The organism is Sphingomonas sp. (assembly GCF_965200135.1).
Classification (GTDB): domain Bacteria; phylum Pseudomonadota; class Alphaproteobacteria; order Sphingomonadales; family Sphingomonadaceae; genus Sphingomonas.
This window is the reverse complement of the sequence record NZ_CBDATK010000006.1, coordinates 71,052-89,304: the sequence shown is the minus strand read 5'-3', so window position 1 is coordinate 89,304 and position 18,253 is coordinate 71,052. Positions and strand designations below refer to the sequence as shown.

Sequence of the window (18,253 nt, the reverse complement as noted above, 5' to 3'; positions counted from 1 at the left end):
TGGCAAAAGGGGAACGCCGGCGTGCCGATGTTGTTGGTTACCCGAAACAATCACGGGAGTACCACATCATGCGCTTCGTTCCCCTTTTTACCACCGGTACACTGATCCTCGCGGCATCGGCGGCGCTGGCACAGACCGCTCCTGCTCCGTCTACGCAGACCTCCCCGTCGACCCAGACGCCGATGGGTACTCCGACGCCGACGCCTTCGGGCACACCGATGGCGGCACCCGCGGGCACGACGCCCAGCACCGACGCCGCCGCTCCGACCACCGATCCGGCGGCCGCCCCTGCGCCCGCCGCGACGCCGGTGCCGCCCACGGTCGGCGCTACGGTCTACGGCGCGGCCGGGACACCCGTCGGTACGATCAAGGCAATGGACAGCCAGTACGTGACTCTTGCGACCGCGAAGGGCGAGGTGAAGCTGCCGGCAGCAGGTGTCGGTCCGGGGCTGAACGGTCCGGTGATCGGGCTGACCGCCGCGCAACTCGACGCGGCCGTGACGCAGGCCGCCGCGGCGCAGCAGCCTGCGTCACCGGCCCCAACCCCGACGCGTCGCGCCACTCGCCGTCGCTGAGGAGGTCCCGGCACCGGGCCGGGGATGCGTTCTCGGCGGACCCCCGGCGGCAGGACGCGGAGGCAGGTCGCCGCGGTATCGCGAGCATCGAGGTAAGTCGGTCCTGCGCGGACGCGCACGGTGATTGGGTAGTGACAGGTCGCCACTCGACACTCTAGCGGTCGACCATGGCAGGTGATCTCAGCGGCAACGCAATAAGCGACGCGCTGGTCGTGCTCGGAGCGGCCGGACTGGTGATACCGGCGTTCGCGCGGTTCCGGATCAGCCCGGTAATCGGGTTCATTCTGGTCGGTGTCGCTGTCGGCCCCGGCGGGCTCGGCACGCTGATCGCCAGGTTCCCCTGGCTTTACCATGTCACCATCACCGATCCCGCCGCGATGCAGCCGGTGGCGGAGATCGGCATCGTGCTGCTGCTGTTCTCGATCGGGCTGGAGCTGTCGTTCAAACGGCTGTGGGGCATGCGCGGTGCGGTGTTCGGGACCGGCGGCATCCAGTTGCTGCTGTCGGCGCTGGCGATCGGTGCCGGCCTGCTCGTAAGCGGTCAGACGCTGCCGGTCGCGGTCGCGCTGGCGATGGCGATCGCGCTGTCGTCGACCGCGCTGGTGCTGCCGATCACCGGCACCAGCGGGCCGCTCGGCCGTAGCGCCTTTCCGCTACTGCTGTTCCAGGATCTGGCGCTGGTCCCGATCGTGTTCGCGCTCGGCGCGATGGCGGGTGGCGGCCTCGACAGCATCGGGCGGACGGCGGTGCTGGGACTGCTGACGGTGGTGGTGATGTTCGGGGCCGGGCGCGTCGTCCTGCCGCGCCTGTTCTCGCAGGCGGCGCGGACCAAGAGCCCCGAGCTGTTCCTCGCCGCCTCGCTGCTGGTCGCGATCGTCGCCAGCCTGGCGACTGCCGCGGTCGGATTGTCGCCGATCGTCGGCGCGCTGCTGGCGGGGCTGCTGATCGCCGAGACGGCCTACGGGCACGAGGTCGAGTCGATCGTCAAGCCGTTCCAGGGTCTGGCGCTGGGCGTCTTCCTGATCACCGTCGGGATGGGCCTCGATCCGGCGCGGCTGCTCGCGCAATGGCCGCTGGTGATCGGCGCGCTGGCGGCGGTGGTCGCAGTCAAGGCGATCTTCACCGCCGTGCTGCTGCGCTGGCGTGGCGAGACCTGGAGCGTGGCGGCCGAGGCGGCGCTTTTGCTGGGAAGTCCCGGCGAGACGACGCTGATCGTGCTCGGTGTCGCGGTCGCCGCCGGTCTGGTGACGCAGGCCGATGCGTCGTTCTGGCAGACCGTCACCGCGGTGGGCATGACGATGACGCCGCTGCTGGTGAAGGTCGGTCAGGTCGCGATGAAGCGATTTGAGGGGCGCAACGCACCGCTGCCGGAAATCGACGTGCCGGCGGAGGGACCGGGCACCGTCATCATCGGGTTCGGCCGGGTTGGTCGGATGGTCGCCGAGATGCTGCGCGCGCACGACCGGCTCTTCGTGGCGGTCGACGCCGACGTCGACTGCGTCGCGTCTGGCCGGCGCGACGGCTTCGCGGTGCTCTATGGCGACGTGGTGCGCGGCGACCTGGTCGAGCGCCTGCATCTCGAAGCGGCGGACGCGCTGGTGCTGACGATGGACGATCCCGCGCTGTCGGTCCGCCTCGCGCGCCAGGTGCGCCAGTCGGCGCCGTCGCTGACGCTGATCGCGCGCGCCCGCGATCCGGGGCACGCGGCCGAGCTTTACCGCGCCGGCGTCACCGACGCGGTGCCCGAGACGCTGGAGAGTTCGTTGCAGCTGTCGGAAGCGGTGCTGGTCGATCTGGGCGTCGCGATGGGACCGGTGATCGCCTCGATCCATGAAAAGCGCGACCAACTCCGCCGCGCGATCCAGGACGCCGCCGCGCTCGATCGCGAACCACGCATCCGGCGGATGCGAGGACGGCGCGAAGAAGTCGGCTGATGCGCGGCGAACGCCTGTTCGGTCCTTATTTCGATCTGGTCCCGGCGCCGTCGCGGTTGCGCGATTACGTGCTGGCCGAACTCGGATCTCCGTCGCGTCGCTGGCACGGTCTGGTCCACCACGCGCTGATGCTGCGGGCAGTGACGCGGGCGGAGCATCCGGCGAGCGAGAGACGCTTGCTAGTGCTGGCGACGCTGTTCCACGACATCGTCTACGATGCGCGGCGCGGCGACAACGAGGAAGCGTCCGCCGCGATCGCGAGCGACTGGCTGAGCGGGTCGGAACGGAACGAGGTCGTCAGGATGATCCTCGCCACCAAGCGCCACGACCTCGACACCGACCCGGTCACACGGACGCTGCTGGAGGCGGACCTGGCGATCCTGTGGACCGGCAGCGCGCGGCTCTACGACTTCTATGCACGCGGCATCAGAGCCGAATACGCCCATGTGCCCGACGCTGCCTATCGGAGCGGACGGTCTGCCGTCCTCACGCAGCTGCGCGAGAGCCTGACGCCGACGCTCGACAGGCACCGGGCAGAGGCGCTGGCCGCGAACGTCGCGGTCGAGCTGACGGCGCTGGCAAGCGGGCGGCTCGACCACGGGGCAGAGTAAGATCAGGCCGAGGACGACGCCAAAGCCGCCTTGATCGCCGCCACCGCGTCCGCCGCCTTCGCGCCGTCCGGCCCGCCGCCCTGCGCCATGTCGGGCCGACCGCCACCGCCCTGTCCGCCGAGCACCGAGACGGCCTGACGCAACAGATCCACGGCGTTGAAGCGGTCGAGCAGGTCCTCGGTCACGCCTACCGCAATCGAGGCACGGCCCTCGTTGACGGCGACGATCGCCGCCACGCCCGATCCGATCCGCTGCCGCGCCTCGTCGATCGCGCCGCGCAACCCCTTCGCCTCGAAGCCGTCGAGCACCTGACCGACGAAGCCGACACCGGCGACCTGTTCCGCCTCTTGCGCCGCACCGCCGGCGCCACCGCTCGCCAGCGCCTTCTTTGCGTCGGCCAGTTCGCGCTCCAGCCGCCGGCGGTCGTCGATGAGCGCCGCGACCCGCGCGGGCACCTCGTCGGGTGTCGTCCGCAGCGCCGCCGCCGCCTCGCGCAGCTTGTCGTCGCGCGCGGAGAGATAGGCGCGCGCCGCCTCGCCGGTCAGCGCCTCGACCCGACGGACGCCCGATCCGACCGCGCCCTCGCCGACGACCTTGAACAGGCCGATGTCGCCCAGTGCTGCGACATGGGTGCCGCCGCACAGTTCGACCGAATAGGTGCCGTCCGCCGCCTCGCCCATGCCGACGACACGGACCTCGTCACCGTATTTCTCGCCGAACAGCGCCATCGCGCCCATCGCGATCGCATCGTCCGGGGTCATCAGTCGCGTCGTCACCGCGCCGTTGCCGCGGATCTGCGCGTTGACGTCGGCCTCGGCCTGAGCGAGTTCGGCGGGCGTCATCGCGACCGGGTGGGAGACGTCGAAGCGCAGCCGGTCGGGCGCGACCAGCGACCCCTTCTGCGCGACATGCTTGCCGAGCCGATCGCGCAACGCCGCGTGCAGCAGGTGCGTGGCGGAGTGGTTCGCGCGGATGCGCCCGCGCCGTTCGCGATCGATGGCCAGCCGGACGGTATCGCCGACCGCGATCTCGCCCGCCTCCATCGTCGCCTGATGCACGAACAGCCGGCCGAGTTGCTTGGCGGTCTCGGTCACGCGCGCGGTCATGCCGGTGTCGGTGGTGATCGCGCCGGCGTCGCCGACCTGGCCGCCGCTCTCGGCGTAAAACGGGGTCTGGTTGACGATCACCGACACGGTGTCGCCCGAGCCCGCCCGCTCCACGCGCGCGCCGTCCTTGACGAGAGCCAGCACCTGGCCTTCGCCCGTATCGGCGGCATAGCCGGTGAACTCGGTGCCGCCATGCTCCTCGGCGATGTCGAACCACAGCTCGTCCGACGCCTTCGCGCCCGAGCCCTTCCACGCCGCCCGCGCGGCGCGTTTCTGTTCGGCCATCGCCGCGTCGAAGCCGGCGCGATCGACCTGCAAGCCCTGCGTCCGCAGCGCGTCCTCGGTCAGGTCGTAGGGAAAGCCGAAGGTGTCGTAGAGCCGGAACGCCGTCTCGCCCGCCAGCGTCCCGCCCGCGGCGATCCCGGCGGTCGCCTCGTCGAGCAGCTTCAGCCCGCGATCGAGCGTTTGCCGAAACCGGGTCTCCTCCTGCTGCAACGTCGCCTCGATCAGCGGCTGCGCGCGGAGCAGCTCGGGATAGGCGGCGCCCATCTCCGCCACCAGCGCGGGGACCAGCCGCCACATCAGCGGCTCGGCGGCGCCCAGCAGGTGCGCGTGGCGCATCGCGCGGCGCATGATCCGGCGGAGGACATAGCCCCTGCCCTCGTTCGCCGGCAGCACCCCGTCGGCGACCAGGAAGCCCGACGTGCGGAGGTGGTCGGCGATCACGCGGTGGCTCGCCTGATTGTCGCCCGTCGTCGCGGTGCGGGTCAGCTCGCCCGACGCGGCGATCAGCGCCTTGAACGTGTCGGTATCGTAATTGTCGGTGACGCCCTGCATCACCGCCGCAACACGTTCCAGCCCCATGCCGGTGTCGATCGATTTCTTGGGCAGCTCGCCCGTGATCTCGTTCGCCTCCTGCTCGTATTGCATGAAGACGAGGTTCCAGATCTCGACGAAGCGATCGCCGTCCTCGTCCGGCGATCCCGGCGGCCCACCCGGAATATGGTCGCCATGGTCGTAGAAGATCTCCGAACAGGGCCCGCACGGACCGCTGTCCCCCATCGCCCAGAAATTGTCCTTGGTCGCGATGCGGATGATCCGCTCCTCGGGCAAGTCGGCGATCTTGCGCCACAGGTCGAACGCCTCGTCGTCGGTATGATAGACGGTCGCGGTCAGCCGATCCGCCGGCAGCCCCCACTCCTTGGTCAGCAACGTCCAGGCATGGACGATCGCCTGTTCCTTGAAATAGTCGCCGAACGAGAAATTGCCGAGCATTTCGAAGAACGTATGGTGGCGCGCGGTATAGCCGACATTGTCGAGGTCGTTGTGCTTGCCGCCGGCGCGGACGCACTTCTGCGACGACGTCGCGGTCGAATAGGGTCGTGATTCCAGTCCGGTGAAGACGTTCTTGAACGGCACCATCCCGGCGTTGACGAACATCAGCGTCGGATCGTTCTGCGGCACCAGCGGTGCGCTGGGCACGATGCGGTGGCCGTGCCGCCCGAAATAGTCGAGGAACCCGCGGCGGATGTCGTTGGTCGAGGTCATGGGCGCGACTTAGGCGGAAGCGGGTTCGCCCTCAAGCGGTGCCACGACGGTGAGCGCCCCCGGCTCGATCGTGAACGCCAGCGGCATCGCCATCCGCATCACCTCGCCGTCCAGCGCGATGTCGAGGTGGTGGGATCGGCCCGTCACGGTCAGCTTGGCCGCCTCCCCGATCGCGGCGAAGTCCTTGTCCGGGTCCGCGCGGCCCACGAGCATCCGCAACGCGAACCCGATCAGCGCGAGGCGTCGGCGCGAGGCGACCGCATAGATCGACAGCACGCCACCATCGAGCGCCGCGCGTTCGCCGAGGTGCCCGGCGTCGAGCGTGTAGCGATTGTTGCCGACGAACAGCATCGGCGTGACGACCTCGCTCTCCTCGCCGGACCGCGTTAGCCGCAGGCGATGATGACGCATCCGGCCGAGCGCCCGCGCGGTGGCGGGGATCGCGGCGAGCTTCTTGGGCAGGCTGATGCCCTCCCGCTCGCGCACCAACTGCGGGTAGAATCCGACCGAGGCGTTGTTGATGAAGGCGTGGCCGTTGACGCGCGCGAGGTCGATCCGCCGCGTCGTGCCGCCGGCGATCAGCGTGGCGGCGGCGGCGAGATCGGCGGGGATGCCGAGTTCGAGCGCCAGATGATTGCGGGTGCCGAGCGGCAGGATGCCGAGCGTCGCGCCTCCCTTCCCCTTGGCCCCGTCGACCAGCGCTTGCGCGGCACAGCCCAGCGTGCCGTCGCCGCCGCCGACCACGACGAGCTGCCGATCCGACAGCTCGCCCACCGCCGCCGCGATGTCGCAGCCGTCGAGCAGACGGAGGTCGATCGCGACGCCCGACGCCGCGAACGCCACCTCGATGTCGCCACGCAGGGCGTCGCCGCGCGCCTTGGCGGTGCCGCCGCCGCCGTTGACTAGGACCGGGACAGCCTCGCTCATCCGAGCGGCGCGTCCAGCGAGCGGGGTGGCGTGCTGAACCAGCGCGGGCCTTGAGAGGTCATGTGGAAACAATCCTCCAGCCGCACGCCGAACCGGCCGGGCAGATACAGCCCCGGCTCGTCGGAAAAGCACATGCCCGGCGCCAGCGGCGTCGTCTCGCCACGCACCAGATTGACCGGCTCGTGCCCGTCGAGGCCGATGCCGTGGCCGGTGCGGTGCGACAGGCCGGGCAGCCTGTAGTCGGGGCCATAGCCGAGACCGGTGTAAAAGCGCCGCACAGCGTCGTCGACGGCACCCGCCGGCACCCCGACCTGCGCGGCGGCGAACGCGACCTGCTGGCCCTTTGCGACCCGATCCCAGACGGTGCGCTGCTCGCGCGTCGCGGTGCCGAAGACGAAGGTGCGCGACACGTCGGACTGATAGCCCTGCACGGTGCATCCGCAATCCATCAGCACGACCTGTCCCGACCCCACCCGATGCACCTCCTTCGACCCGTGCGGATAGGCGGCGGCCTCGCCGATCAGGACCAGCGCGAACTCGGGGTCGCCACCGAGCTTTATGGTAGCGGCGTTCATCAGCGCGCCGATGTCGGTGCCGGTCATGCCCGCCTCGACGCGGGGCAAGGTCCAGCGATAGGCGGCGATCGTGACGTCGGTCGCGACCTGCATCAGCGCGATCTCGGCGGGGGTCTTCACCATCCGGCAGCCGCGCACGACGGGGTTGGCGGACACGGTCGGCCGGCCCAGCGCTTGGCCCAAACCGTCGCTGATGAAGAAGCGGAGCGTCTCCTCGACCGCCACTGGCCGCCCGGCGAGGCGGCGGTCGCGCAGGAAGCCGGCGACGAGGGCGAACGGGTTCTGATCCTCCTGCCACACCCGGACATCGGCGGGGATCGCCAGGCTCTCGCGGATCGAGGGCGCCTCGAAGAAGGGGGTGACGATGCACGGCTCGCCCTCGACCGGCAGCACCGCGAGCGTCGGACGCTCGCTGCGGCCCCAGCGGACGCCGGTGAAATAGATCATCGACGAGCCGGGCTCAACGACGACCGCGCCGATCCCGGCCTGCTTCATCAGTGCCTGCGCGCGGGCGAGCCGGCGGCCGCGCTCGGCGGCGTCGATCGGGCGGGCGCCGGTCGTCAGGTCCGACAGCGCCGACAGATCCGGCGCCGCGGCTCGCAACAGGCCGGACGAGGCGAGCAGCGGCAGGGCCACGCCGGCGCGCAGGAAGTGACGTCGGTCCATCTGCCCGGCGATACGGCGCTTGACCGCGTCATCGCAATCCCCTTGGTTTGCCGACAGGTTCAACGGAGCATGTGCATGGCCAAACGGCTGACCCTCTACATCATGGTCGGGCTGGTCCTCGGCATCGTCGTCGGCGCGGTGATGCACGCGACGCTGTCGGCGGAGGCGATCACCGAGGCGAACAAGTGGTTCAAGATGGTGACCGACATCTTCCTGCGCCTGATCAAGATGATCGTGGCGCCGCTGGTGTTCGGGACGCTGGTGGCGGGCATCGTCCATATGGGCGACACCGCGTCGCTGGGACGGGTCGGGGCGAAGACGATCACCTGGTTCGTCGGCGCGACCGTCGTGTCGCTGGTGCTCGGCATGGTGCTGGTCAACGTGCTGCAGCCGGGGGTCAATTCCGGGCTGGACCTGTCGCGTGCGGTCGGCAGCTCGGGCATCGACGCCAAGCATGTCGACGTGTTCACCACCATTACCGAGATGGTGCCCAAGTCGATCTTCGAGGCGATGGCGAACACGACCATGCTGCAGATCGTGATCTTCTCCGTCTTCTTCGGGGTCGCGGTGACGGCGGTCGGCGAGAAGGCGCAGCCGATCGTCAAGGGCGTCGACGCGCTGGTCGAGGTGATGCTGGTCGTCACCAACTATGTCATGCGGGTGTCGCCGCTGGCGGTGTTCGCGGCGATGACCAAGGCGATCGCGGCGAACGGGCTGGGCATCCTGTGGACGTTCGGCAAGTTCATCGGCAGCTTCTATCTGGGGCTCGGGCTGCTCTGGCTGACGCTGCTGTTCGCCGGGTTTCTGGTGATCGGGCCGCGCGTGGGGACGCTGTTCGGCTATATCCGCGATCCGATCCTGCTCGCCTTTTCGACCGCGTCGTCGGAGGCTGCCTATCCCCGTACGCTGGAGGCGCTCGACCGGTTCGGGGTGCCGCCGCGGATCGCCAGCTTCGTGCTGCCGCTCGGCTATTCGTTCAATCTGGACGGATCGATGATGTACATGACGTTCGCGTCGATCTTCATCGCGCAGCTGTACGGCATCGACCTGTCGTTCGGACAGCAGCTCGCGATGCTGCTGACGCTGATGCTCACGTCCAAGGGGATGGCGGCGGTGCCGCGTGCGTCGCTGGTGGTGATCGCGGGGACGATGGCGCAGTTCGGGCTGCCGGAGGGCGGGCTGGTGCTGATCCTGGCGGTTGACCAGTTCCTCGACATGGGGCGGACCGGGACCAACGTCGTGGGCAACGCGGTCGCGACGGCTGTGGTGGCGAAGTGGGAAGGCGTGCTCGACCGGCCCGACCCCGCGGCGATCACGACGCCGGCCGCCCCGTCCGGGACGACCGCCCGGCCCCGGCCCGACGCGTTCGAGGTGCTCGACCGGCCGGGGAATGCCTGAACCGCGTCAGGCGTAGGCGTAGGGTCCGCCCTTCGCCAGCGCGGTCCGGTAGGCGGGACGGGCGTGGACCTTGTCGAGCCAGGCGATCGTCGCGGGACGGCTCGCGTCGAGCCCGGCGCGGCTGCGCGCGGCTTCGAGCGGGAAGCTCATCATCACGTCGGCGGCGGTGAGCTGGTCGCCGGCGAACCAGGGGCGGCGCGCGAGTTCGGATTCGACATAGTCGAGGTGGACGTCGATCATCGGCTGGATGCGCTTGAGCGCCGCCTTGCCGAACAACGGGATGCGCGCGAGCACCAGCTTGAGCAGCAGCGGCGGCATCATCGAGCCCTCGGCGTAATGAAGCCAAAAGCGATAGCGCAGCGCGTCGTCGCGGTGCGGCGGCGGGCCGAGACGGCCGTCCGCCTTTTCGACCAGATACTCGACGATCGCACCCGTCTCGGCGACGATCCGGCCGTCATCCTCGATCACCGGCGACTTGCCGAGCGGATGGACGGCGCGCAGTTCTGGCGGCGCGAGCATGGTCTTCTTGTTCCGCTCATACCGGCGGATTTCATAGGGGAGACCGAGTTCCTCCAGCATCCACAGCACCCGTTGCGAGCGGGAGTTTTCGAGGTGGTGGACGACGATCATGGGCGGCTCCGATACTGATCTGAGGATCGAGCGCTATCTGCCCGACAGGACGGTGTCGCACGGACGTGTCGGACAGGACAGCCTTTGGGTGCGTCGACTAGGCACGAGCCGACCAGAGCCAGGTGGCGGCGGGAAAGTCGACCGCCGTCGCGGTAGCGCGGGCCGCCAGCACTTTGTGGAGCCGAGCCAGCATCGGCGCGCGCTCCTCGGGTGAGGCGGCGCGCAGCAGCGGGGCGGCGGGGCCGATGCGGCCGAAGAAGTCGAGCGCATCGGCGACGGGGTCGTCGCCCTCCCCGGCCCGGTAGGTGAAGTCGATCGCGGCGGGTGCATCGGGGGTCCAGCCCGCCCGGCGCAACGTCGCGGCGGTGAACGTGGGATCGGCGAAGCCGAAGGGGCCGGGCACGTAGCCGGTCGGCGCCGGTGCCGGCCCGCCGCGAACGGCGGTCGCGATCTCGGTGGCCCAGGCGTTCTCCGACGCCGCGCGGAAGCAGGAGAAGACGAGGCGGGCGCCGGGCCTTGCGGCCGCATGGAGCGCCGTCAACGCCGCGACCGGATCGTCGAAGAACATGACCCCGTGACGCGAGACGAAGAGGTCGATCGGGGCGAGGTCGGCCGCGACCCGCTCGACGGCGCCGACGACGAAGGTGGCGCGGAGGGCACCGGCGCGTTCGCGGGCGGTGGCGACGAGGGTCGCCGAGAGGTCGACCCCAGTGAAGTCGAGGTCGGGTCGCGCCCGGGCGAGCGCGAGGATGGTGGCCCCGGCACCACAGCCGATGTCGAGGATGCGACCGTGGGCAGGGGCATGGGTGAGGATGGCAGCGTCGAGGTGCGGGGCCAGCCCCGCGAAGCTGCGGTCGGTGCGACGCCACTCCGCCGCCCAGGTATCGCCGACGATGCCGGACCAGTCGGGGCCGGTAGTCATGCCGGAGTGCCACCGGCGCGGAATTTCAAGAGCCTTACACCACGTCGTCCGCAAAAGCGGGGTTCCGGAACGCGAAAGGCCCACCGTTGCCGGCGGGCCCTTGCTGTTACCTGACGAGCGTCGGCGGAGATCATCGTCGAACCGCCCCGTCCTTCAGGCGTCGTCATCCGCATCGGGACCCGTCATCAGGCCCTCGGCGACCTGATCGGTGCGGGCGCGGATCGCCTTTTCCAGGCGCTCGGACATTTCCGGGTGCTCGCGCAGGAAGGTCTTGGCGTTTTCACGTCCCTGACCGATCCGAACCGAGTCGTAGGAGAACCAGGCACCCGACTTCTCGACCAGCCCGGCCTTGACGCCAAGGTCCAAAATCTCGCCGATCTTGGAGATGCCCTCGCCGTACATGATGTCGAACTCGACCTGCTTGAACGGCGGCGCAACCTTGTTCTTGACGACCTTCACGCGCGTCGCGTTGCCGACGATGTCGTCGCGGTCCTTGATCTGGCCGGTGCGGCGGATGTCGAGGCGGACCGAGGCGTAGAATTTGAGCGCGTTGCCGCCGGTCGTCGTCTCCGGATTGCCGTACATCACACCGATCTTCATGCGGAGCTGGTTGATGAAGATCACCATGCAGCGCGAGCGGCTGATCGAGCCGGTCAGCTTGCGGAGCGACTGCGACATCAGGCGCGCCTGGAGGCCGACATGGCTGTCGCCCATCTCGCCCTCGATCTCCGCACGCGGCACCAGTGCTGCGACCGAGTCGACCACCAGCACGTCGATCGCGTTGGAACGGACCAGCGTGTCGACGATCTCCAGCGCCTGTTCGCCGGTATCGGGCTGCGACACGATCAGCTCGTCGATGTTGACGCCCAGCTTCTTGGCATAGACCGGATCGAGCGCGTGCTCGGCATCGACGAAGGCGGCGGTGCCGCCACCCTTCTGCGCCTCGGCGATGACGTGGAGCGCGAGCGTCGTCTTGCCCGACGATTCGGGGCCATAGACCTCGATCACGCGACCGCGCGGGAGGCCGCCGACGCCCAGCGCGATGTCGAGCCCGAGCGACCCGGTCGAGATCGTCTCGACCTGCATCGTCTCCTTGGCACCGAGCTTCATCGCGGAGCCCTTGCCGAACGCGCGGTCGATCTGGGCCAGTGCGGCGTCGAGCGCCTTTTGCCGGTCAGCGGTTGCCGTAGCCATGCTGTTGTCGATCACTTTCAGATTGGCGGCCATTCGAGGGCTCCTCGCTAGGGCATCTACCCGCCCGGTTCAACGCTGTGCGGAGCAGTGTATCAGCTTTGTTCCATGGGAACAATAGAAGAACATTCGTTTGCAGGCATGAAGAAGAAGCGAGATCGCGGCTCAAGGCCGCGGTGACGGCTAAATTGCTCGGGTCGCGAGGACCCACCAGCCCTGCTCACGCGCTGCCATTGCCGCCGAGTCGCGGGCGTCGTCATCGGCGAACAGGCCGAAACAGGTCGCGCCGGAGCCGGACAGGCGCGCAAGGGTGCAGCAGGGGGCCCCGTCCAGCAGCGCCAGCACCTCGGCGACGACCGGAGCGGCGGCGATGGCGGGGGCGGTGAAGTCGTTGTGCCCTGCCCTGGCGCGATCGAGCGTGGTGCCTTCGGACGCGAGCGGGCCGTGGTCGATGCCGTCCCAGGCGGCGAACATCGCGGCGGTGGACAGCGGCACGCGCGGGTTGACGAGCAACAGGGGGAGATCGCCGAGCGCGGGCAGCGGGGCGAGGTCGTCGCCACGCCCGGTGGCGAAGCTGGGCCGGCCGAGCAGGCAGGCGGGGGCGTCGGCGCCGAGCGCGGCGGCGATAGTGTGGAGGCGGGGGTCGGTGACGGGGATGTCCTGAAGCCGGGCAAGCGCGCGCAGCGTGGCGGCGGCATCGGCGGAGCCGCCGCCGATGCCGGACGCGATGGGGAGGTTCTTTTCCAGCGTGATCGCCACGGGTGGGGTGGCGAAGGAGGCGCGGAAGGCGTCGCGGGCGCGGGTGACGAGATTGTCGGAGGGACCCTCTCCCGACCTCGCTGCGCCCGGCTCTGTCCCCTGAAGTGGCGAGGAAAGCAGCGCGGCGGCGAACGGGCCGGTGATGGTGAGGCTGTCCTGTGCCGCCTCGGTCACCGTGAGGACGTCGCCGTCGCGGGCGAAGGCGAACAGGGTTTCGAGGTCGTGATAGCCGTCGGGGCGCTTGCGGCGGAGGTGGAGCGCGAGGTTGATCTTGGCGGGGGCGGGTTCGGTGATGGTCTTCATTTTCGTCATCCCCGCGAAGGCGGGGACCCAACTCCCGCGTCGGCGCCACATGCGCCGCCTGTTTCGACAAAGCCGTCCGAGATGGGTCCCCACTTGCGCGGGGATGACGGCGGGGGATCGGCGCCGCGGCGAAGCCGCGTCGTGACGTCGGACGGGTTGGCCGAGCCACCCGCCGGCCGCGCTTGCGCGAGTCAGCCGGGCGTGGCCGGCTGCCGCGCCGCGCGCTACATATTCGGATAGTTCGGGCCGCCGCCTCCCTCCGGCACCACCCAGTTGATGTTCTGCAACGGGTCCTTGATGTCGCAGGTCTTGCAGTGGACGCAGTTTTGCGCGTTGATGACGAACTTCGGATTGCCCTCCTCGACGCCGACGAACTCGTAGACGCCGGCCGGGCAGTAACGCTGCGACGGGCCGTCATACATCGGCAGGTTGTATGCCACCGGGATGTCGGGATCGCGCAGCGTCAGGTGGACCGGCTGGTCCTCCTCGTGGTTGGTGTTCGACAGGAACACGCTCGACAGCCGGTCGAACGTCAGCTTGCCGTCGGGCTTCGGATAGTCGATCGGCGCCACCAGATCCTTGCGCCACAGGCTCTCGTTGTCGGGATGATGGTGCATCGTCAGCGGCCATCTGATACCGAGATGCTCGGTCCACATCGCGATCCCGGCGATGCCCGAGCCGACGAAGTCGCCGAACTTCTTGACCAGCGGCACGACGTTGCGGACGACCGACAGCTCCTTCTTCAGGTCGGACCGCTCGAACGCCGTCGGATAGGCGGTCAGCTCGTCGTGCTCGCGCTCGGCGCCGATCGCCTCGAACGCGGCCTCGGCGGCCATCATCGCGCTCAGCATCGCGCCGTGCGTGCCCTTGATCCGGGGCACGTTGAGGAACCCCGCCGAACACCCGATCAACGCCCCGCCGGGGAAGACCAGCTTCGGGATCGACTGCAACCCGCCGTCGTTGATCGCGCGCGCGCCGTAGGAAACGCGCTTGGCGCCCGCCAGCAGGTCGGCGATCGCCGGATGCGTCTTCCAGCGCTGCATCTCGTGGAACGGCGAGAGATGTGGGTTGGAATAGTTGAGCCAGGTGACGAAGCCGAGGCTGACCTGCCCATTCGCCTGATGATAGATCCAGCCGCCGCCGTTCGACCCTTCGGTCTCGGTCAGCGGCCAGCCCTGAGTGTGGACGACCTTGCCCGGCTCGTGCTTTGCCGGGTCGATGTCCCACAATTCCTTGATGCCGAGGCCATAGACCTGCGGCTGCGCGTCGGCGGCGAGGTCGAAGGTGCGGATCACCTCCTTGGTCAGGTGGCCGCGCACGCCCTCCGCGAAGAAAGTGTATTTGGCGTGGATCTCCAGCCCCGGCGTATAGTCCGGCTTGTGCGTGCCGTCGCGCGCGACGCCCATGTCGCCGGTCGCGACGCCCTTCACGCGCCCCTGCTCGTCGAACAGGATCTCCGCCGCCGCGAAGCCGGGGAAGATCTCCACCCCCAGCGCCTCGGCGCGGCCGGCCAGCCAGCGGCAGAGGTTGCCGAGCGAGCAGGTGTAGGTGCCCTTGTTGCGGAGGAACGGCGGCGTCCACAGATGCGGGAGGTTGAACTTCTTCCTGCGGGTCAGCACCCAGTGGTGGTTCTGCGTCACCGGCGTCTCGGCGAGCGGACAGTCGGTGTCGCGCCAGTCGGGGATCAGCTTGTCGAGCCCGCTGGGGTCGATCACCGCGCCCGACAGGATGTGCGCGCCGACCTCCGAGCCCTTTTCGAGCACGCAGACCGACAGCTCGCGGCCCTGTTCCCCGGCCAGCTGCTTGAGGCGGATCGCGGCGCTCAGCCCGGCGGGGCCGGCGCCGACGATCACCACGTCATAGGGCATCGACTCGCGTTCAGTCATTCTCTCGCTCTCCTGCGGGTCCCGCATCCGGGCGCGGCCGCGCAACGTCTTGACGACAAAGCCGATCAAGCAAGTTGACGGCCCCGTCAATGCCGCCGCACGGAGCAGATGTGGGTGTGGAGCATCTGGGGGACTGGCAAGCGGCAGCGGCGAGCACGCTCGACTGGTGGCGCGAGGCCGGGGTCGACGTGGTGGTCGACGATAGCCCCCGCGACTGGCTGGCGAAGGTCGCGCCGGTGGCGGCGGCTGCGCCGGTCGCGCCCGACCCCGCGAGCTTGCCCGCGACGCTGGCCGAGTTCCTGGCGTGGCGCGGCGGCGACGCGGCGCCCGAGGCCAGCTGGCGCGGGGTGTCGATCGCGGCGTCGGGGCCGCTCGATGCGACGCTGATGGTGCTGGTCGACTGTCCCGACCGCGACGATCGCGATTGCCTGCTGAGCGGCGACGCGGGGCGGCTGTTCGACCGGATGCTGGCCGCGATCGGGCTGACGCGCGAGGCGGTGCATCTGGCGGCGGTGTGCGCGAAGCGACCGCTGGGCGGCAGGATGCCAGGCGAGGTGCAGGTGGAGCTGCATCGGCTGGCGCGGCACCATGTCGGGCTGCTCGCGCCCGAACGGCTGCTGCTGATGGGCGACGGCGCGGCGCGGGCGATACTGGACAGGCAGGTGACCGCCGCGCGGGGCACGCCGCACGCCATCGACCACGGCGACGGAGCGACGCGGACGGTCGCGACCTTCCACCCGCGCCTGCTGCTGGAGCGGCCGGCGCAAAAGGCGGACGCATGGCGCGACCTGCAATTGCTGATGGGATTGTCATGATACCGATGCTCGTTCTCCTCGCGGCGGCGACCCCGATGGCGGCGGCGGAGCCGGTCGCCGAGGCCCGATCCGCGCCCGCGCGGGTCGGGGTGCCGAGCCTGCTCGATGCCGGGCAGCGAGAGGGCTATCGCGCCGTGCTCGCCGCGATCCGCGAAGGGCGCTGGCAGGACGCGGAGCTGGGGCTTGCCGCGATGCGGCCCGGCCCGCTGCACGCGATCGTGCGCGCGGAGATGTTCACCGCTCGTGGGAGTCCGCGCGTCGAGCTGGCGCCGCTGGTCCATTTGCTCAACGAGGCGCCCGAACTGCCGCAGGCCGACGCGCTGGCGCGGCTGGCGCGGGCGCGCGGTGCGGTCGATCTGCCGCCGCTGCCGGTGGCGCGGACGCTGATCTGGCAGGACGGCGCGCCGGTCCGGGTGCGGGTGCGGACGACGCGCAACGACGAGGTCGCGGCGGCGCTGGCCGGTGGGATGCAGCCCTTCGTCAAGACGGACGACGGCGCCGGCGCGGAGGCGCTGTTGCTGGCGACCGAGGGGCTGACGCCGGAGGCGACGGCCGAGTGGCAGGCGCGAATCGCCTGGATGTACTACCACGCCGGGCGCGACGCCGACGCGCGACGGTTGGCGGCGCTCGGCGCCGAGGGTGCCGGCGACTGGGCGGTGCAGGCGCGCTGGACCGGGGCGCTGGCGGCATGGCGTCAGAACGACTTTACGACCGCATCGGCGGGGTTCGAGGGCGTCGCAACGCGCGCGGGCGATGTCGATCTGCGCGCGGCGGCGCTGTACTGGGCGGCGCGCGCGGACATGGCGGGCGGGCGGCCGGATCGCGTCGAGGCGCGGCTGAAGACCGCGGCGCAATGGAGCGAGAGCTTCTACGGGCAACTCGCGCGGCAGGCGCTCGGCGTCCGGCAGGCGGCGCGGCCGACGGGTGGGCTGGTCCCCGCCGACTGGCCGGTGCTGGAGAACCGCCCCAACGTCCGCGTCGCGGCGGCGCTGGTCGAGCTGGGCGAGACCGAGCTGGCCGACAAGGTCATCCGCCAGCAGGCGCGGATCGGCGCGCCGGCGGAGTTCGCCGCGCTGGTGCGGCTGGCGGAGGCGCTGGACCTGCCCGCGACGACGGTGTGGCTGGCGCACAACTGCCCCGCCGGGGTCACCGCCGCGCCCGAGGCGCGCTTTCCGACGCCAAGCTGGCGGCCGGACAGCGGCTGGCGCGTCGATCGGCCGCTGGTGCTGGCGCACACGTTGCAGGAGTCGGGGTTCCGGTCGCGCATCGTCAGCCCGGCCGGTGCCTATGGCCTGATGCAGATCATGCCCGCCGCCGCGACCGACTTCGCGCGCGAGCGGGGATTGCCGAGCGTCGATCGCGCCGCGCTCACCCGCCCGTCGACCAACATGGACGTCGGCCAGCGCCACCTGGAAAGGCTGCGCGACATGACCGCGACGACCGGGGGACTGCTGCCCAAGGTCATCGCCGCCTACAATGCCGGTGCGCGGCCGGTCGGCGAGTGGAACGCGCTGGTGCGAGACGGCGGCGATCCGCTGTTGTACATCGAGAGCATCCCCTATTGGGAGACGCGCGGCTATGTGCTGACCGTGCTCAGGAACTATTGGATCTACGAGGCGCAGACCGGGCGGGCGACGTCGTCGAGCCGGGCCGCGCTTGCGCAGGGGATGTGGCCGCGCTTTCCGGGACTGCCGGGGGCGACCGGCGTGCGGATCGCGGCGCGGCCGGCGGTGGCGGGCGTGCCGGCGGGGCCGTCGGGCACGAACTGATACCGAACCCGGCCGTCGGGGTGGACATGCTGCGAAGGACGACCGCAAAGGATCGGTATGCCGATCGACCCCACCCTGCCCTTCCGCCCCGTCCGCATCGCGGTGCTGACCGTGTCCGACACGCGAGGTCCCGCCGACGATCGCTCCGGCGACACGCTGGTCGCACGGCTGAGCGAGGCGGGGCATGTGCTCGCCGACCGCGCGATCGAACGTGACGATGCCGACGTGATCGTCGCGCGGCTGGAGCGGTGGATCGACGATCCGCAGGTGGACTGCGTCATCTCGACCGGCGGCACCGGGGTGACGGGACGCGACGTGACGCCGGAAGCCTACGCGCGGGTGTGGGAAAAGGAGATCCCCGGCTTCGGCGAACTTTTCCGCTGGCTCAGTTTCGCGACGATCGGCACCTCGACGGTCCAGTCGCGCGCCTGCGCCGGGGTCGCGCGCGGCACCTATCTGTTCGCGCTGCCGGGCTCGACGGGCGCGGTGAAGGACGGATGGGACGGCATACTGAGGGACCAGCTCGACAGCCGCCACCGCCCGTGCAACTTCGTCGAGCTGATGCCGCGGCTGACGGAGCGCTGAGCCGCTGATCCATCTCAAGATTACCGGCTAAACTGCTGGAAATGTTCATCTCG

The 18,253-nt window shown here is 70.1% G+C and carries 15 protein-coding genes; 7 read left to right on the top strand and 8 right to left on the bottom strand.

Features of this window, described 5'->3' with window-relative positions; all coding sequences use genetic code 11:
* Positions 1-68: 68 nt before the first annotated feature.
* The 3 genes from ACOFKS_RS05050 (at position 69) to ACOFKS_RS05040 (ending at position 3,120) form a co-directional block, all read left to right on the top strand.
* Entirely contained in the window at positions 69-575 is a 507-nt protein-coding gene (locus tag ACOFKS_RS05050) for a hypothetical protein (protein ID WP_419808157.1), read from the top strand.
* A 167-nt stretch (positions 576-742) separates the two neighbouring features.
* A complete protein-coding gene (locus ACOFKS_RS05045; RefSeq protein WP_419808156.1) occupies positions 743-2,509 on the top strand; it encodes a cation:proton antiporter in 1,767 nt (588 codons plus the stop codon).
* Positions 2,509-3,120 carry a hypothetical protein gene (locus ACOFKS_RS05040; RefSeq protein ID WP_419808155.1) on the top strand — a complete coding sequence of 204 codons (612 nt, stop codon included), beginning with the start codon at positions 2,509-2,511 and terminating at the stop codon, positions 3,118-3,120. Before ACOFKS_RS05045 ends, ACOFKS_RS05040 begins: the two co-directional genes overlap by 1 nt.
* Positions 3,121-3,122: 2 nt before the next feature.
* Here ACOFKS_RS05040 and alaS read toward each other — a convergent pair whose 3' ends face one another.
* The 3 genes from alaS to ACOFKS_RS05025 are packed head-to-tail and all read right to left on the bottom strand — an operon-like array spanning position 3,123 to position 7,942.
* On the bottom strand, positions 3,123-5,774 hold the full coding sequence (alaS, locus tag ACOFKS_RS05035; protein WP_419808154.1) for an alanine--tRNA ligase: 2,652 nt from the start codon (positions 5,772-5,774) through the stop codon (positions 3,123-3,125).
* A gap of 9 nt (positions 5,775-5,783) precedes the next feature.
* Entirely contained in the window at positions 5,784-6,701 is a 918-nt protein-coding gene (locus ACOFKS_RS05030) for a diacylglycerol/lipid kinase family protein (protein ID WP_419808153.1), read from the bottom strand.
* Positions 6,698-7,942, bottom strand: a complete 1,245-nt coding sequence (locus ACOFKS_RS05025) for a M24 family metallopeptidase (protein WP_419808152.1) — start codon at positions 7,940-7,942, stop codon at positions 6,698-6,700. The genes ACOFKS_RS05030 and ACOFKS_RS05025 overlap by 4 nt, the downstream gene beginning before the upstream one ends.
* A gap of 75 nt (positions 7,943-8,017) precedes the next feature.
* On the opposite strand from ACOFKS_RS05025, the gene ACOFKS_RS05020 reads away from it, so the two are divergent.
* Complete coding sequence (locus ACOFKS_RS05020) at positions 8,018-9,340, top strand: dicarboxylate/amino acid:cation symporter (RefSeq protein ID WP_419808151.1); 1,323 nt, start codon at positions 8,018-8,020, stop codon at positions 9,338-9,340.
* Between the two features lie 6 nt (positions 9,341-9,346).
* On the opposite strand, the gene ACOFKS_RS05015 is transcribed toward ACOFKS_RS05020, so the two are convergent.
* From ACOFKS_RS05015 to ACOFKS_RS04995, 5 genes are all read right to left on the bottom strand, one after another.
* The gene (locus ACOFKS_RS05015; RefSeq protein ID WP_419808150.1) at positions 9,347-9,970 is read right to left on the bottom strand and encodes a glutathione S-transferase family protein; all 624 of its coding nucleotides are present in this window, start codon (positions 9,968-9,970) and stop codon (positions 9,347-9,349) included.
* A gap of 97 nt (positions 9,971-10,067) precedes the next feature.
* Entirely contained in the window at positions 10,068-10,892 is an 825-nt protein-coding gene (locus ACOFKS_RS05010; protein WP_419808149.1) for a class I SAM-dependent methyltransferase, read from the bottom strand.
* A 153-nt stretch (positions 10,893-11,045) separates the two neighbouring features.
* Positions 11,046-12,119, bottom strand: a complete 1,074-nt coding sequence (recA, locus tag ACOFKS_RS05005; RefSeq protein WP_419808148.1) for a recombinase RecA — start codon at positions 12,117-12,119, stop codon at positions 11,046-11,048.
* 147 nt (positions 12,120-12,266) lie between these two features.
* A complete protein-coding gene (locus ACOFKS_RS05000) occupies positions 12,267-13,145 on the bottom strand; it encodes a 4-(cytidine 5'-diphospho)-2-C-methyl-D-erythritol kinase (RefSeq protein ID WP_419808147.1) in 879 nt (292 codons plus the stop codon).
* A 224-nt stretch (positions 13,146-13,369) separates the two neighbouring features.
* Positions 13,370-15,031, bottom strand: a complete 1,662-nt coding sequence (locus ACOFKS_RS04995) for an electron transfer flavoprotein-ubiquinone oxidoreductase (protein ID WP_419808146.1) — start codon at positions 15,029-15,031, stop codon at positions 13,370-13,372.
* A 110-nt stretch (positions 15,032-15,141) separates the two neighbouring features.
* On the opposite strand from ACOFKS_RS04995, the gene ACOFKS_RS04990 reads away from it, so the two are divergent.
* Genes ACOFKS_RS04990 through moaB form a run of 3 tightly spaced genes read left to right on the top strand, consistent with a single transcriptional unit; the run spans position 15,142 to position 18,200 of the window.
* Entirely contained in the window at positions 15,142-15,846 is a 705-nt protein-coding gene (locus ACOFKS_RS04990) for a uracil-DNA glycosylase family protein (RefSeq protein WP_419808145.1), read from the top strand.
* Complete coding sequence (locus ACOFKS_RS04985) at positions 15,843-17,615, top strand: transglycosylase SLT domain-containing protein (RefSeq protein WP_419808144.1); 1,773 nt, start codon at positions 15,843-15,845, stop codon at positions 17,613-17,615. The genes ACOFKS_RS04990 and ACOFKS_RS04985 overlap by 4 nt, the downstream gene beginning before the upstream one ends.
* A gap of 57 nt (positions 17,616-17,672) precedes the next feature.
* Entirely contained in the window at positions 17,673-18,200 is a 528-nt protein-coding gene (gene moaB / locus ACOFKS_RS04980) for a molybdenum cofactor biosynthesis protein B (RefSeq protein WP_419808143.1), read from the top strand.
* Positions 18,201-18,253: the final 53 nt, after the last annotated feature.

Excerpts from the sequence above, each read along its gene's own strand:
- ACOFKS_RS05050 (WP_419808157.1), top strand. The coding sequence starts at position 69 with ATGCGCTTCGTTCCCCTTTTTACCACCGGTACACTGATCCTCGCGGCA.
- ACOFKS_RS05045 (WP_419808156.1), top strand. The coding sequence starts at position 743 with ATGGCAGGTGATCTCAGCGGCAACGCAATAAGCGACGCGCTGGTCGTG.
- ACOFKS_RS05040 (WP_419808155.1), top strand. The coding sequence starts at position 2,509 with ATGCGCGGCGAACGCCTGTTCGGTCCTTATTTCGATCTGGTCCCGGCG.
- alaS (WP_419808154.1), bottom strand. The coding sequence starts at position 5,774 with ATGACCTCGACCAACGACATCCGCCGCGGGTTCCTCGACTATTTCGGG.
- ACOFKS_RS05030 (WP_419808153.1), bottom strand. The coding sequence starts at position 6,701 with ATGAGCGAGGCTGTCCCGGTCCTAGTCAACGGCGGCGGCGGCACCGCC.
- ACOFKS_RS05025 (WP_419808152.1), bottom strand. The coding sequence starts at position 7,942 with ATGGACCGACGTCACTTCCTGCGCGCCGGCGTGGCCCTGCCGCTGCTC.
- ACOFKS_RS05020 (WP_419808151.1), top strand. The coding sequence starts at position 8,018 with ATGGCCAAACGGCTGACCCTCTACATCATGGTCGGGCTGGTCCTCGGC.
- ACOFKS_RS05015 (WP_419808150.1), bottom strand. The coding sequence starts at position 9,970 with ATGATCGTCGTCCACCACCTCGAAAACTCCCGCTCGCAACGGGTGCTG.
- ACOFKS_RS05010 (WP_419808149.1), bottom strand. The coding sequence starts at position 10,892 with ATGACTACCGGCCCCGACTGGTCCGGCATCGTCGGCGATACCTGGGCG.
- recA (WP_419808148.1), bottom strand. The coding sequence starts at position 12,119 with ATGGCCGCCAATCTGAAAGTGATCGACAACAGCATGGCTACGGCAACC.
- ACOFKS_RS05000 (WP_419808147.1), bottom strand. The coding sequence starts at position 13,145 with ATGAAGACCATCACCGAACCCGCCCCCGCCAAGATCAACCTCGCGCTC.
- ACOFKS_RS04995 (WP_419808146.1), bottom strand. The coding sequence starts at position 15,031 with ATGACTGAACGCGAGTCGATGCCCTATGACGTGGTGATCGTCGGCGCC.
- ACOFKS_RS04985 (WP_419808144.1), top strand. The coding sequence starts at position 15,843 with ATGATACCGATGCTCGTTCTCCTCGCGGCGGCGACCCCGATGGCGGCG.
- moaB (WP_419808143.1), top strand. The coding sequence starts at position 17,673 with ATGCCGATCGACCCCACCCTGCCCTTCCGCCCCGTCCGCATCGCGGTG.